The sequence below is a fragment of the Dietzia cinnamea NBRC 102147 genome (assembly GCF_001571065.1).
Lineage (GTDB): Bacteria > Actinomycetota > Actinomycetes > Mycobacteriales > Mycobacteriaceae > Dietzia > Dietzia cinnamea.
The window spans coordinates 1-14,572 of sequence record NZ_BCSW01000062.1; the positions used below are offsets into that span (position 1 = coordinate 1).

The window sequence follows — 14,572 nt, forward strand, 5'->3', positions numbered from 1 at the left end:
CCGGTGGCGGGGAGTCCATCGCCGACATCCGCGTCCTGCGCCACCAATCCACGGTCCTGGGGCCGGTCGCCTCGTCCCCGACGGTGTGGCGCACCCTGGATGAGGTCACCGCCGGTAAACGCAAGAAAATCCAGGTCGCGCGGGCTCGTGCCCGGCGGCACGTGTGGTCCCACCTGCCCGGCGGGGTGCCCGCCTCGAAGTGCGCGGGCCGGGACCTGGGATCGACGATCGTGCTCGACGTGGACGCCACCATCGTGGCCACCCACAGCGAAAAAGAGCAGGCCGCGCCAACCTATAAGCGCACGTTCGGGTATCACCCGATCGGCGTGTGGTGCGACAACACAGAAGAGTTCCTCGCCGCGAGCTTGCGGCCGGGCAACGCCGGGTCGAACACCGCTGCCGACCACATCGATGTCCTGGGCCAGGCGATTGCGCAGGTCCCCGCCGCTCACCGGCGTGATGTGCTGATCCGCTCCGACGGCGCCGGCGCCTCCCACGCCCTGCTGGAATGGATCACCGACCAGAACCGCGTCCGCGGTCGGCAGGTGGAGTACTCGGTCGGATTCGCGGTCACCAACCCGATCCGGCGGGCGATCGCGATGGCTCCCGAGGCAACGTGGGGGCCGGCGTTGAACCAGGGCGGGGACCTGCGGCCCGGGGCTGAGGTCGCCGAGCTGACCGGGTTCCTCTCCCCACGGATGCTCGCCAAGTGGCCAGACGGGATGCGGGTCATCGTCCGCCGCGAACGACCCCACCCTGGCGCCCAACTGTCGATGTTCGAGGAACTCGACGGGTGGCGCTACCAGGCATTTGTGACCAACACCGCCGTCGGTCAACTGCAGTTCCTCGAAGCGCGGCATCGGGCGCACGCCCGCGTGGAGGACCGGATCCGACACGCCAAAGACACCGGACTCGGCCGCCTTCCTTCGCGGGAATTCGCGGTCAACCAGGCCTGGCTCGTCGCGGTCATGATCGCCGCAGACCTCATCGCGTGGACGCGGCTGCTGGCCTGCATCGGCGAGGCCGCCGTTCTCGCCTTGTGCGAGCCCAAAGCGATGCGCTACCGATTCCTGCACGTCGCGGCCCTGCTGACCCGCAGCAGCCGCCGACGACGCGTGAAAATCCCCGAAACCTGGCCGTGGGCCGTCGCCATCGAGGCGGTGTTCCACACGATCGCCGCGATCCCCAAACCCGCCTGACCTCACCTGCCCGCCCACGACAGCACCACCCGGAGACCCGCCCACCGGCAGCGCTAGCCGGAGCTTCCGCACGCCTACTCGCCAATCAGGACGCGACATCCGTAGAGAACCGAATCTCCCACACCCCATGAATCAGGGGGGCTAGTGCCGCGGGGTTTGCATCCGTTCGGAGGAGAAGCAATGTCACAACTCAAGAAAGTCGCAGCAACTGTTTCGGCGGCGGCACTCGCCGGAGGCACCGTCCTGGCCGGAGCCGGCGCCGCGGGAGCCCAGGGCTCCTCGGAGATCGCCAATGACCTCCAGCTCGCCAGCATCGCGCTGAACGGTCCCGTCTCGGTGACCCCGAACGCGGAAGGTGGCCCGACGGTCACCTACACCAACGAGGGCGATGAGGCCCAGCAGTGCATCGGCTTCACCGCGCCGTACAGCACAATCGAAGAGAACGACATCGATCCCCGCGAGATCGATCCGAACAGCCTGGGATCACTCGGGGTGCTCGGCACGATCCAGGGCGGTGGCGGCGTCTCCGTTCTGACGGTGAGCCCGCTGGGTGAGCCCGCCGCGGTGGTGAGTGGGCCCGGACTCGATCTGGTGGGCACAGCCACCACCTTCGGTACCGGCATCACGGCCGGTCTTCGAGTTCCGGCTGGCGAGACCGTGAGCTGGGATGCGCCAGTGCCCGAGGAACCCGCATCAGCGGGCATCATCTGCGCGGATGACGATGTCATCGGCCCCAGGCTCGGTGGGCTCGTGAACTACTTCGGCATCGACCCGCAGGTCGTGGCCGACCAGGCGAACGACATCCTCGGTCCGCTCGGCTCGGCGAGCTCCGGCAGCGTCAGCGGCAGCGTCGTGGGCGCGGGAGCCGCCCTCACCGCTTCCCTCGCAGGCGGCGACGACACCGAGGCCGACAGCGGCTCTGCCGCTGGCGGCCCGGCAGGCGCAGGTAGCTGACCGATCTCCACGGGGAATCGTCCGGTCAAGCCGGGTGGTTTCCAGCGTCACCCCCACTCCGGCGTCACTCGGTAACCGAGTGACGCCGGAGGCATGTGCTCGTCGAACCACCGGTGGCCGAACGCGGCGACCTGCTCATTGAGCTGACTCGTACGAGACTCAATCGCCAGGTCGGTGACCGAACTCGCCGTCGTCAACCTCGTGGAATGAGTTATCGGTGATGGCCACCCGAGCAGCGTCGTCGAACATCGTGGTTAGCCTCTAAGGCGTCGCAGACACCCCAGATGTGCGCTCGTCTTCTGCACTACGTGCTTCTGCGACTGCAGCGAGCGCGCTCCCGGCACTCTGGGACCAGCTCGCGAGTGTTGCCATTGGAGGATCGTCAAACGCGACGCCAAGGAATTGGCCCACCGCTGTCAGCAGCGCGGACTGGGGGACGGGCGGCGGGTAGCACCGCGGGTCAAGGCGGAAAATTCTCCGACAAATAGTCCACCGGCCTGGTCGCTTATATGGGGTGAGCTCTCGCCGAATTCCTCGACAATGATCGACCGTCACTAAGAACGCCCAGTGTTGCCACGGCAGATTTCATCCGCTTTGACCACTGTGTTGGGGCATTCGCCTCCAAGTCAATCTTCCAGGGCGTTGACCACGGTGAGCTCGCCGTCGGCGTGCGAGGCGCGGATACGCTTCTTGTCGAGCTTGCCGACACTCGTCTTGGGGATCTCGTCGACAAAGGCGAAGCGCTCGGGGACCTGCCACTTGGCCATGCGATCGGCGAGATGGGCGCGGAGTTCCTCGACGTCCGGGTCGGGCAGGCCCTCCTTGACGACGACCGTGGCCAGCGGGCGCTCGTCCCACTTGGGGTCGGGCACACCGATCACGGCCGCTTCGGCGACGGACGGGTGCTCCAAGAGGTAGTTCTCCACCTCGACGGAGGAGATCCACTCGCCGCCGGACTTGATGATGTCCTTGGCCCGGTCGGTGAGCTGCAGGAAGCCTTCCGGCAGCACGTAGCCGACGTCGCCGGTGCGCAGCCAGCCGTCGTCGAACGAGTCCGGCGAATCCACCTTGTAGTAGCTGCCCGTGATCCACGGCCCGCGCACCTGCAGTTCGCCCACGGACTCGCCGTCCCAGGGCAGGGCCTCGCCGGCGTCGTCGACGATCCGCGCGTCGACGCCCGCGATGAAGCGACCCTGCGTGGTGCGCAGCTGGAACTGCTTCTCCTCCGGCAGGGACGCCTTGGGCCGGGACAGGGTGCCGATGGGCGAGGTCTCGGTCATGCCCCACGCGTGGGTGATGTCGATCCCGTACTTGTCGCGGAACTTGCGGATCAGCTCCGGCGGGCACGAACTGCCGCCCACGACCACGGAGCGGAAGCTCGACATGTCGATCGGGTGCTCGACGCTGTAGGCGTCCACGGCCTGCCAGATTGTCGGCACGGCGGCGGCCAGGGTGGGCCGCTCGCTCGCGATCATGGCCGCGAGGGGCTCGGGCTGCAGGAACCGCTCCGGCATGAGCAGGGACGCGCCCACCAGGAACGCCGCGTACGGCAGGCCCCACGACATGGCGTGGAACATCGGCACGATCGCCAGCACGTTGTCGTCCAGCGAGATGTTCATCCCGTCGGACATGCACACCTGCATCGAGTGTAGGTAGATCGAGCGGTGCGAGTAGACGACGCCCTTCGGGTCACCGGTGGTGCCGGAGGTGTAGGCCATCGCGGCGCCGGAGTTCTCGTCGATTTCGGGCCAGTCGAACTCGGCGGGCTGGGCGGCCAGCAGCTCCTCATAGTCGTGGACCTGCATCCCCTCGGGAGCCTCGAGCGTGGACGCGGCGCCGCGGGTGACGATCACGTGCTCGATCGTGGTGAACCTGGGCAGCAGCGGCTGCAGCAGCGGGATGAGGCTGGGGTCGACGATGATGATCTTGTCCTCGGCGTGGTTGGCCACGAACTCGAGCTGGTCCGGGAACAGCCGGATGTTCAGCGGGTGCAGCACCGCCCCCATCGACGGGACCGCCAGGTAGGCCTCCATGTGTTCGGAGTTGTTCCACTGGAAGGTCGCCACGCGCTGGTCCGCGTCGATCCCGAGTGACCGCAGCGCATTCGCCAGTTGTGCGGCGCGCGTGCCGATCTCACCGAACGTGACCTTGCGCGGCTCCGTGTCCGTCCAGGTGGTGACCGCGGCGTCCTTGTGGACGCTCGCCCCGAACTCGAGGATCGTGCTGACGTTCAGCTGCTCCGGCTTCATGGTGCTGCGCATGTGGGGGGCTCCTTACTGAAAAGATGGCGCGCGGTAAATGGCCGAAGTGTCGCAAGGCGCGCTTGGCTCCGACACTTCGTGGTCTTAGGGTGTTAGCGCTTTATGACGAGGGCCATCGTGACTGCAGTAATGACCCAGAGGGTCATTACGAGAAGACCGTTCGTAGCCCACCAGGTTTCATGGCCTTTTGATCGTCCTGCGACGTGCGCGATGCTCCGACGGAGTCGTCTCGGAATGGTGACGAGCCCGATCGCCGGCACGACGCATAGGCCGGTGATAGCGATTGCGCCCACGGCAGAGTATGGCGCTGCGGACCTGGCCACGAACAGGATCACTAAAGAAGTCACGGCCCACGTCCTCGCCCAAGACAAGGCCGTCCGCTCCGGCTGTAATCCCGGGTCGACCGGCCCGTCGGAGACATCCGCCGTCATTATCGTGTCAACGCCGCTGGCAGGAGGGCGACGAATAGGGCGGCCGCTCCGGCGAAGACTACGACGGAGAGGAGTACCGCGCCACGCGGCGCCGGGAGCGGGCGCGAGTGCCGCATCGCCGACTCGAGAACGAGCCATCTGTGAAAGGCAACGCCGGCAAGCAGTGCTGCGACGACCAGGATGCCGAGAACCAGCGGGGCACGCAGCATGGCGCTCACGCTGTCCCCGACGAACGTCTCGAGAGCTACTGCGCTGGCGATCAATGCGAGACTCGTCCGGATCCATGCAAGAAACGTGCGCTCGTTGGCCAGGGTGAAGCGGGGATCCGGCTCGTGACCACCACGAAACCCGGGCGGGCGCCAACCGCGAGAACGATGATCGCTCGCGGTTGGCGCGCCGGCGACGTCCGGCTCAGACTGCGGCGGCATCTGTCTTTGCGGCCCTTGCAGCGAACGTTCGGAGCTCGCGAGCTGGATCAATCAACAGTATTGAGGCCGCCGCGCCGATGAGCATGACGATTCCGGTGGTGGTGAAGGCGGTCAGGTAACCCGTGGTGACGCCATCAGCCGCTTGGCCGACGAGTACACCCGTGAGGTACGGGGCGACGACACCGGAAAGCGAATAGAAGGCGACAAACATGCCGAGGCTGAATCCTCGTTGGTGGGCGGGGGTGACCTCACTCAGTGCGGTAACTGCTGTCGTCAGACACGCGGCCGGCGCTCCAAGTCCGACGGCCATCAGCAGTAGGGCTAGCCAGGGAGTGTCCACCTGCACGAACACAAGTGTCAACACCCCGCCCACGAGAACCACGAGGCCGGGAAACACGCCGCGCGCCCCCCGAGACGACACGCCTCTGCGAAGGAGGTACTGAACGACGAGGCCCATGCCGACGCCAGAGGCGGACATGGCGATCCACGGCAGTGTGGTGAGCAGTCCGATCGAATCCCGGGTGTATCCCAGCCCGTTCTCGAGATAAGGCGGGACCCAGGCCACGAGCAGGGAGAGCGCCCAGTACGCAGCGAAGGAACTGAGTGCGCATCCGATCCAAGTTCCATTCCCAATCAGTCTCCAATAGGCGATCTTGGCTGGCTCGGGAGCGACTGTCGGCTCGCTCAGGGCGTCTCCAACAGGCTCCGGCGTGTCGAGTTTGCGGCCGACCGGACCGACCTTCCCGACCTTCATCCAGACAATCGCCCACAGGACTGAGAGCAGGATCATCACCCCGAAGCTGTATCGCCATCCGAATGTGACGATGACCCATCCGAGGATCGGACTGGCGACGACCACACCCATGGGCGAACCGAGCCCGAGTACGGCTGCGGGCCAATTGCGCTTCTTGTCCTCGAACCACGACATCCCGACGTGTTGGGACACCCCGAATGCTGGCCCCTCCGCAGCGCCGAGCACCACCCTCGAGATGAGGATTACCAGGAAACCAGCGGGTCCTAAGACTGGGATCATCGACACCGCCCAGATTGCGATGAGGACGGTCAGGACGTTCTTCGGGTTGAACTTGTCCGACAGGTAGCCGACCAGCGCGGCGGATAGGGAGAAGAAGAGGAAGAACGCGCTCGAGATCGTTCCGTACTGCTGGTTGGTGATGCCGAACTCTTCCTGGATCGACGTCGCGGACAGGCCGAGGACGGCCTTGTCCGCGAAGTTGATCATCATGAACAACAGCAGCATCGTGATGATCACCCAGGCCTTTTTCCCGCCTGGTTCGTCGTGGATCGCCCGCGGGGTGGCGGACTCGCGATCTGACGCGGTGACCGAATCGGTCATTATCGTTCCTCATTTCGTAGTTAGCCGATGAATGCCCTCGTTTCTAGAACTAACTAAGTTCGAAATCGATCTGGCCACGGCGCACGAATATTTCACCGCCAGCGTGGTGTGATCCACATTACATCGGCGATATCGTTACGCTATATGCGCAATGCGGCGGACTCAACTGGCTATATGTACACTCTCGGCTCGTTCGAGCTGTGCCCGACCACACGCTGGCACTGAATCCGGAGAAGAACTGCACGACCCCGCAGGGCGGCGTGGGTCCGGACTGTGCAACAACACAATGTAGGCCCCAACGTAGTGGGCATAGACACCATTGAAGTGGCTCCCCCCACACCTTAGCCTGAGGTAATCGGGTATGTGTCCTAGATCACTACCTTGTGCAAGGGGTCGCGTTCAGACTGTTTCTCTAACGAATCGACTTCTCTCAACATCTCCGCAGAAAGGTATTTCATGAACACCGAGAGTGGGTCTGCCACACCGGCCACCATTGCCGCGAATAATGCCGTGAAGGACTTGCTCGATTTCGATGACACCCGCGCATTCGATGACGCTCAGCGAGGATTCATAGCGACCTTAGATCCGCTCGTCATCACAGATGATTCGGGACGAGTGGTGTGGGATGCGGACAAGTTCGAGTTCCTCAACAAGAGTGCCCCAGAGACCGTTAACCCCAGTCTTTGGCGCATGTCGCAACTCCACAGCCTGCACGGGCTGTACAGAGTCATTGAGGGGATCTACCAGGTGCGCGGCTTCGACGTGTCCAATATGACGGTCATCGAAGGAAGCTCCGGTTACATCGTCGTCGACCCGTTGACCTCAGCTGAGTGTGCGCGGGCTGCGCTGGAGCTTGTCTGTCGCGAACTCGGCGAGAAGCCGGTCACCGCAGTGATCTACACCCACAGCCACGCCGACCATTTCGGCGGCGTCAAGGGCGTCGTCAGCGCGGAAGACGTCGAATCAGGCGCTACGCGCATCGTCGCACCGAGCGGGTTCCTCGAGGGGGTGGTGAGCGAGAACGTCTATGCCGGCAACGCGATGAATCGTCGAGCCCACTACATGTTCGGGCAACGCTTGTCGCCGGGAGCGACTGGGGTGGTGTCTACCGGCCTCGGTCTTTCCCTCTCCGGCGGCTCGGTGACGCTTCTCGAACCGACAGACATCGTCTACGAGACCGGCCAGGAGCTCGTACTCGACGGGGTGCGATTCGAATTCCAGTACACGCCTGACACCGAGGCCCCCGCCGAAATGAACTTCTACCTCCCTGATCTGCGCGCACTCTGCATGGCGGAAAACGTGTCCCATCACATGCACAACCTATATACGCTCCGTGGCACCCAGATTCGTGATGCGATCGCATGGAGCGACTACATCAACGAGGCCATCCAGCTCTACGCCGATCGCTCGGACACTCTGTTCATCTGCCACCACTGGCCGGTGTGGGGAAACGAAGAGCTCACCGAGTTCATGGAGAGTCAACGCGATCTCTACCGCTACATCCACGACGAGACGCTCCGCCTAGCGGCACACGGTCACACCATGCACGAGATTGCCGAGATCGTCGAACTTCCGGAATCGCTCGCGACGCGCTGGTCCAGCCGAGGACTCTACGGGTCGCTCAACCACAACGTGAAGGCTGTCTACCAGAAGTATCTGGGGTGGTTCGACGGGAACCCCGCTACTCTCCACGCGCATCCCCCGGTAGCCGCCAGCGAACGCTACGTCGAGTTCATGGGCGGTGCCGAGGCCGTACTGCAGCGGGCGAGGGCGTCATTCGACGAAGGCGACTACCGGTGGGTGGCGCAGGTGGTCAACCATGTGGTGTATGCCGATTCGGACAACGTCGACGCTCGCGAACTACAAGCCGACGCCCTTGAGCAAATGGGCTACCAGGCTGAGTCCGCTCCGTGGCGGAACTTCTACCTGACGGGCGCAAAGGAACTGCGGCACGGACTGTCCACCGAAGCCGCCGGTCTGGGCACGTCGGACGTGCTCTCGATGATGAGTACGGACATGATCCTCAAGTACCTGTCAATTCGACTGAACGGACCGGAGGCGTCCGGTCATCGGATGCGCATCGCGCTCCATGTCACCGACACCGACGAACGCAGGATTCTTGAGCTCACCAACGGAGTGCTCATCAGCACCCCCATCGACTGCTCGGGGGAGACTGATGCCGAACTCAGTCTGTCCCGCGCCCGGCTCGGAGCTATCAGCCTCGGGGCCGCGTCAATCGACGAGTCGATCGACGCGGGGACGGCCGCCGTCTCAGGTGACCGTGAGCTGCTCTCCACCCTTTCGTCTCTGCTAGACACCTTTCCCCAGAATTTCCCGATCGTCACGCCGTAGTAGCTCATCGGCAGACCCATACCATCCGCACACCAACCTAGGAGTAGAACCATGAAGACCAAGGGAGCAATCGTCCGTGGCCCCGGGCAAGACTGGCAGATCGAGGAAATCGAGCTGGGTGACCCGATCCACGGCGAGGTCCAAGTAAAGCTCGCAGCCTCCGGGATGTGCCACTCCGACCGCCACCTGCAGCACGGGGACTTCCCCGTCGAGTTTCCGGCCATTGGCGGTCACGAGGGAGCCGGAATCGTCACCAAGGTCGGCCCCGGTGTGGACTCCCTGAAGGAAGGGGACCGTGTGATCACGGCCTTCATCCCCGCCTGCGGCAAGTGCCGCCCGTGCTCGGCAGGTTTGCAGAACCTCTGTGACAAGGGCGCGAGCCTGTTAACCGGCAGGTCAATCTCAGATGACACGTTCCGGGCCACGACAGCCGCGGGCGAAGGCCTCGTGTCGATGTGCCTTCTCGGCACCTTCTCGCCGTACATCACTGTCAATGAGGCCTCGCTGATCAAGATCGACGATGACATCCCCCTCAAGGTTGCGGCCCTCCTCGGATGCGGCGTGGCCACCGGCTGGGGCTCGGCAACTGAGATCGGAGGCACCCGCGCTGGCGACACGGTCGTAGTCCAAGGTGTGGGCGGTGTCGGGATCAACTCGGTCCAGGGCGCGGCTGCGGCCGGTGCCCGGTTCGTTGTGGCCGTCGATCCGGTGGAGTTCAAGCGGACTAAGGCCCTCGAACTTGGGGCCACGCACGCGTACGGCTCGATGGAGGAGGCAATGGAACCGGTGCGTGAGATGACCTGGGGCCTAATGGCCAACGTGACGATCATCTCCGTCGGGGAAATCCTCGGTGAGATGATCCAGCCCGCGATGTCGATCACGGGCAAGGGCGGCCAGGTCGTCGTCACCGGCATGGGCCCAGCGGCGCACTCCGACGTCACACTCAGCCTGTTCGAAATGACGTTGCTCCAGAAAAATCTCCAGGGAGCAATCTTCGGCGGCACCGGTCCGCGGATCCAGGTCCCCAGGCTCTTTGAGCACTACCGCAGCGGCGCATTGAAGCTCGATGAGCTGGTGACCAACACCTACCGCCTTGAGGACGTGAACAAGGGCTACGAGGACATGATGGCCGGCAAGAACCTGCGCGGCATCATCGAGTACACCGACGAGGATTACTGACTGCGGACCGGGCGGACGGAAGGAAAACCAATGAACAACCCGCGATTTTCCAAGATCTATGTCGGTGGGACCTGGGTGGACTCGCACGGCACCGACACCATCGATGTGGTGGATCCCAGCACTGAACAGGTCATCGCCTCGGTCCCGGAGGGAACAGCCGACGACGTCGCCGATGCCGTCGCGGCCGCTCGTGACGCCTTCGACTCCTGGTCGCGAACTCCTGTCGCGGAGCGTGCCGCGATCCTCAGGGCGATTGCAGGTGGCATGACCGAACGCCTAGAAGACCTCGCGGAGGCGATCTCCTCCGAAATGGGGGCTCCGCGCGACTTCTCACGCACCATGCAGGTGCCCATGCCCATCAACAGCTTCAGCCGCGCCGCAGACGTGGTCGAGGGGTTCGACTTCGAACACGAGGAACTCGGCGCGACGATCCTCCGCGAACCCGTGGGCGTCATCGGCGCGATCACACCGTGGAACTACCCGCTGCACCAGGTAGCGGCGAAGGTCGCATACGCATTGGCGGCCGGTAACACGGTCGTGGTCAAGCCGAGCGAGGTCGCACCACTGAGCGCGGTCCTTCTCACCGAGATCATCGACTCGGTCGGCCTTCCGGCGGGGGTTTTCAACCTGGTCAGTGGCTACGGCCCGACCGTCGGCGAGGCGATCGCCGCGCATCCGGACGTGGACATGGTCTCGTTTACTGGTTCTGTCGCCGGGGGCACCCGCGTCAGCGAGGTCGCCTCGAAGACCGTTAAGCGGGTCGCCCTCGAACTCGGTGGCAAGAGCGCAAACGTAGTACTCGACGATGCTGATCTCGAGGAGGTCATGCCGCACGCGATCCAGTGGTCGATGATCAACTCCGGGCAGACCTGTTCGGCGCTCACCCGGCTGCTTGTGCCGCGGTCTCAGCTCGAAGGCGTGGAGCGGGCAGCTAAGGAGATCGCCGAATCGCTAGCCCTGGGCCATCCGGATGACGAGGGAACACAGGTCGGCCCTCTCGTCTCTGCTGCTCAGCGCGACCGCGTCCGGGGGTTCATCGACCGGGCAATTGCCGAAGGTGCACGGCTGGTCACTGGAGGAAGCGGATCCGTTGACGGCACGTCCGGTTACTTCGTGCGACCGACCGTGTTCTCCGACGTCACCACCGAGATGGAGATTCACCGCGAGGAGGTGTTCGGCCCGGTTCTCGCGATCGAGCCCTACGACGACGAGGACGATGCCGTCCGGATCGCCAACGACAGCATCTACGGCCTCGGCGGAAGTGTCTGGAGCAAGGACCCTGAGCGCGCACGCTCGATCGCCGGCCGGCTGCGCACTGGCCAGGTGATGGTCAACGGAGGCCAGTTCAACCCCAACGCCCCGTTCGGCGGGTACAAGCAGTCGGGCATCGGCCGAGAGTTCGGCACACTCGGCCTCGAGGAGTTCCTTGAGACAAAGGCCTTGATGTACTGACCTTTTCCGCCCATCGACCCCCTTTTCGCCGGTTCACCCCGTGGGCTGCCCCTTCCCGGAAAGCAGCCCACGGAGTGCGTCGACCCGCTATCTCAAGCAGAGCGCATCGCGCACCGGCGCTGGGGCTGTCGGCCTGGACCCGTGCAGATCGTCGCCAGGGCTGGACGATCCTTCGCCACCTCGATGCGGTTCCACTTCTACAATCATGACCGCGCCCACTCTGCCCTCGGCGGCCAGCCACCAGTCATCCGACTGGCCAAACTCCCTGGACATCACATCTAGGCGGATCGACCATGAAACCCCAGCTCAACAGACCGGATGCCGAAGTCAGGCGGGTCCTAGATGCTGTCGCCGCTAAGGTAGCCGACCTCGTCCAGCCGCGACCGGAGGACGAGTCGGCAGAGTTCCTCCGGCTGCCGAAGGACTATCAGAACGAAGAACTCCCGCAGATCAAAAAGCACTACTACGGCGTCATCATCCGGGCGATTCGTGACGACACTGGAGTGAACTCGCATGACCTCGCCCTGGCTCAAGAGATCGCGGCCAGGCGGGCGGTCGAGGGGGTCCCGCTTCTTCTGGTCCTGCAGAACTGGCAGAAGGGTACGAGGGATCTGTGGTTCCAGTGTGCTGCCGTGGCCTCGGACACAGATGCGCGGACCCTGCCGTACATCGGTACCAGGCTTATGGAGATTCAGGAAGAACTGCTTAACGCGGTCACCCGTTCACACAATATCGAGCGGGAGTCGATCCTCAGTGGCGAAAGGGGGTCAAAGGACCTCGTCGCCCGCGGGCTCCTCGGGGACGGCGATGTGGCGACCGATGCCGAGCGGTTTGGGGTGGAGGTGGCCGAGCAGTACCTTGTCCTCGCTGTGGCGTATGTGGACCCGCCGCCGAACGGAACCCCGCCGTCGGGCTCACAGGTGTCTGTTCGTCGGCGCATCCGGAAGATACTCCGGGCACTCGACGAGCACCAGAGCGCGTACCCTGTCCTGTCGACGCTCGGTAGCTCGGGCGGACATCTGCTGATCCCGCACACCGGGTCCCTCGCAGATCCCGAGTCTACATCTCGCCGGATCCTTGACGTTATCGACAAGGAAGCGCGTGTCCGGCTCATCGCTGGCCTGGCCGACTCCGCCGATCACGACCTGATGTCCGAGGCCGCCACACTGGCCGACGAGGTCCTCGGGGTAGCGGTGGCGTCGGCTCGTCCGCCGGGCGTGTACAGCCTGCGCAACCTCGCTCTTCCCTATCAGCTGACGCGCCCGTCCCCGGCCCTCGAACATCTGGCCCGCGTCCTTCAACCTCTGGAAAGTCATCCAGACCTTCTCGAAACCCTCGACCGGTACTTTACCCTCGACCTGGACAGGGGTCGAACGGCCCGGCACCTGTCGGTGCACCCCAATACAGTGAACAACAGATTGCATCGGATCGCGGAACTTACCGGTGCGGACCCGAGCCGGTTCGATGGAATTCTCTTGCTCGGTGCAGCGCTTATCGCTCGGCGGGGCCTCGAGGATTAGCGACTATAGCGGGCGACGGAATGATGCGAGACCCTGGGAGGACTCGCCCACAACTCGATGTGGCCGTGCCAGGCCGAACGCTTCGAAAATGCCCATGATCTCCTCGGGGCGTTGAGTTCTCTATCGACGCTTTCGCACCCGAGGAAGGTCCCGGGCTGCGCAAGCGGGCCGGGTGTTGAGCGTCCTCGTGTGCGCCGACCACGGCGCCCTTGATCATCAGCTCCGGTGCCGACGGGCCCGGCCCCGAATGCCCATCGTCTGCACCACCACTGTGCAGACGATCAACGAACCGCTGGGAATCAGGCGTAGCGGACGGCGCCGGCATGCGCACGCTGACGCACCGGCCTGCTCGGCAACCGCAGTGACGGCACGATCACCGCCCGCCGGGCGCCCAACACGAACTGACCCCTTGCCCTGTCTTCCCTGCTAGACAAGGCTCATGAGTCGTGAACGTCGAGCGTGGCTGTGATCGTCATTCGTCGTCCCGAGGACGCCGAGGCCTACCTCACCGAGGCCACCATGGCCTGCCCGCGCTGCCGCGGGACGCTGGCCAAATGGGGGTACGGCCGCGAACGGACCGTCCGGTCGCTGGGGACAGAGGTGGTGACCGTGCGCCCGCGCCGAGTCCGTTGCCGCGACTGCGCATCGACCCACATCCTGTTGCCCACCGCACTGCAGTACCGCTGGGCCGACACCACCGAGGTGATCGGCACCGCATTGGCCCACAAGGCCCAGGGGCTGGGTTTTCGGCGTATTGCGGCACGGATGGGGCGGTCCGAATCGACGGTGCGGCGCTGGCTGCGCAGTGTCAGCGACACCCATCTGGACTGGATGCGCAACCAGGCCATCACCCGACTGATCCAGCTGGTCCCCGACGTGCTCAGCGAGATCCGATACGCCGGGAACTTGTTCAAATACACCTTAACCGTGCTGGTCGCCACCGCCTACTGGGACCGACGCCGCTGCGGATTCACCGACCCACCTTGGGCCCTGATCGGCATCTACACCCAAGGCCGGCTGCTCTCACCCGACCCCAGCTGACCGACCCCGCCCCGGGGATCGAGAGATGCCCGGGGCGGTTTTGTCGTGCCCACGATCGGTCGTCAACGTGCCGACCACCGTCTCCGAGCCCGGTCTGTCCCACCCGTACCGTCAACGCGTCGACCATGCCATCACTGTGCGGATCTAACCGTCACCGTGCCGACCACCAACCCGATTCTCGTCGGCATCGACAGTGACGCCAACATCGGCAGACTCAGCGACGGTCTACAGCCGGGAAACAATGTCGAGTCGGGCAGATCCCATGACCGCCAGCGGGCAGCTCTTAAGCCCGCCAGTGGGGCAGCTACACGATCGCCTCAAAACTGGCTCTCGTGTCGGTAGCCAGAGCAACTCGGCGAAGGGTAGTTCGCGGAATCTACAACTCGGCATCGTCAGCTTGT

At 64.4% G+C, this 14,572-nt stretch carries 10 protein-coding genes; 7 read left to right on the forward strand and 3 right to left on the reverse strand.

Features of this window, described 5'->3' with window-relative positions; genetic code table 11:
- Positions 1-1,199: IS1380 family transposase (locus tag DCI01S_RS14425; protein WP_061229874.1), on the forward strand; the 1,199-nt coding region annotated here is incomplete at its 5' end.
- A gap of 180 nt (positions 1,200-1,379) precedes the next feature.
- The gene (locus DCI01S_RS14430) at positions 1,380-2,153 is read left to right on the forward strand and encodes a hypothetical protein (RefSeq protein ID WP_061229875.1); all 774 of its coding nucleotides are present in this window, start codon (positions 1,380-1,382) and stop codon (positions 2,151-2,153) included.
- Between the two features lie 626 nt (positions 2,154-2,779).
- Here the strand turns inward: DCI01S_RS14430 and DCI01S_RS14435 are convergent.
- The 3 genes from DCI01S_RS14435 to DCI01S_RS14445 all read right to left on the reverse strand — a co-directional run bounded on the left by DCI01S_RS14435 (position 2,780) and on the right by DCI01S_RS14445 (position 6,627).
- On the reverse strand, positions 2,780-4,414 hold the full coding sequence (locus tag DCI01S_RS14435) for a long-chain fatty acid--CoA ligase (RefSeq protein WP_061229876.1): 1,635 nt from the start codon (positions 4,412-4,414) through the stop codon (positions 2,780-2,782).
- Positions 4,415-4,844: 430 nt separating this feature from the next.
- Positions 4,845-5,273: a YidH family protein gene (locus DCI01S_RS14440; RefSeq protein WP_061229877.1), complete on the reverse strand. Its 429-nt coding sequence runs from the start codon at positions 5,271-5,273 to the stop codon at positions 4,845-4,847.
- Positions 5,257-6,627, reverse strand: coding sequence for an MFS transporter (locus DCI01S_RS14445; RefSeq protein WP_061229878.1), 1,371 nt, complete (start codon positions 6,625-6,627; stop codon positions 5,257-5,259). Before DCI01S_RS14445 ends, DCI01S_RS14440 begins: the two co-directional genes overlap by 17 nt.
- A 456-nt stretch (positions 6,628-7,083) precedes the next feature.
- On the opposite strand from DCI01S_RS14445, the gene DCI01S_RS14450 reads away from it, so the two are divergent.
- The 5 genes from DCI01S_RS14450 (at position 7,084) to DCI01S_RS14470 (ending at position 14,171) form a co-directional block, all read left to right on the forward strand.
- The gene (locus DCI01S_RS14450; RefSeq protein ID WP_061229879.1) at positions 7,084-8,979 is read left to right on the forward strand and encodes an alkyl/aryl-sulfatase; all 1,896 of its coding nucleotides are present in this window, start codon (positions 7,084-7,086) and stop codon (positions 8,977-8,979) included.
- A 51-nt stretch (positions 8,980-9,030) separates the two neighbouring features.
- Entirely contained in the window at positions 9,031-10,158 is a 1,128-nt protein-coding gene (locus DCI01S_RS14455) for an NDMA-dependent alcohol dehydrogenase (protein WP_061229880.1), read from the forward strand.
- Between the two features lie 30 nt (positions 10,159-10,188).
- The gene (locus tag DCI01S_RS14460; protein ID WP_061229881.1) at positions 10,189-11,610 is read left to right on the forward strand and encodes an aldehyde dehydrogenase family protein; all 1,422 of its coding nucleotides are present in this window, start codon (positions 10,189-10,191) and stop codon (positions 11,608-11,610) included.
- Positions 11,611-11,903: 293 nt separating this feature from the next.
- Positions 11,904-13,130: a PucR family transcriptional regulator gene (locus DCI01S_RS14465; protein WP_061229882.1), complete on the forward strand. Its 1,227-nt coding sequence runs from the start codon at positions 11,904-11,906 to the stop codon at positions 13,128-13,130.
- Positions 13,131-13,589: 459 nt separating this feature from the next.
- Positions 13,590-14,171: a DUF6431 domain-containing protein gene (locus DCI01S_RS14470; protein ID WP_244881755.1), complete on the forward strand. Its 582-nt coding sequence runs from the start codon at positions 13,590-13,592 to the stop codon at positions 14,169-14,171.
- Positions 14,172-14,572 lie beyond the last annotated feature (401 nt).

Bases quoted from the DNA above. Each gene is read 5' to 3' on its own strand.
- DCI01S_RS14435 (WP_061229876.1), bottom strand. From the start codon at position 4,414: ATGCGCAGCACCATGAAGCCGGAGCAGCTGAACGTCAGCACGATCCTC.
- DCI01S_RS14445 (WP_061229878.1), bottom strand. From the start codon at position 6,627: ATGACCGATTCGGTCACCGCGTCAGATCGCGAGTCCGCCACCCCGCGG.
- DCI01S_RS14450 (WP_061229879.1), top strand. From the start codon at position 7,084: ATGAACACCGAGAGTGGGTCTGCCACACCGGCCACCATTGCCGCGAAT.
- DCI01S_RS14430 (WP_061229875.1), top strand. From the start codon at position 1,380: ATGTCACAACTCAAGAAAGTCGCAGCAACTGTTTCGGCGGCGGCACTC.
- DCI01S_RS14455 (WP_061229880.1), top strand. From the start codon at position 9,031: ATGAAGACCAAGGGAGCAATCGTCCGTGGCCCCGGGCAAGACTGGCAG.
- DCI01S_RS14440 (WP_061229877.1), bottom strand. From the start codon at position 5,273: ATGCCGCCGCAGTCTGAGCCGGACGTCGCCGGCGCGCCAACCGCGAGC.
- DCI01S_RS14460 (WP_061229881.1), top strand. From the start codon at position 10,189: ATGAACAACCCGCGATTTTCCAAGATCTATGTCGGTGGGACCTGGGTG.
- DCI01S_RS14465 (WP_061229882.1), top strand. From the start codon at position 11,904: ATGAAACCCCAGCTCAACAGACCGGATGCCGAAGTCAGGCGGGTCCTA.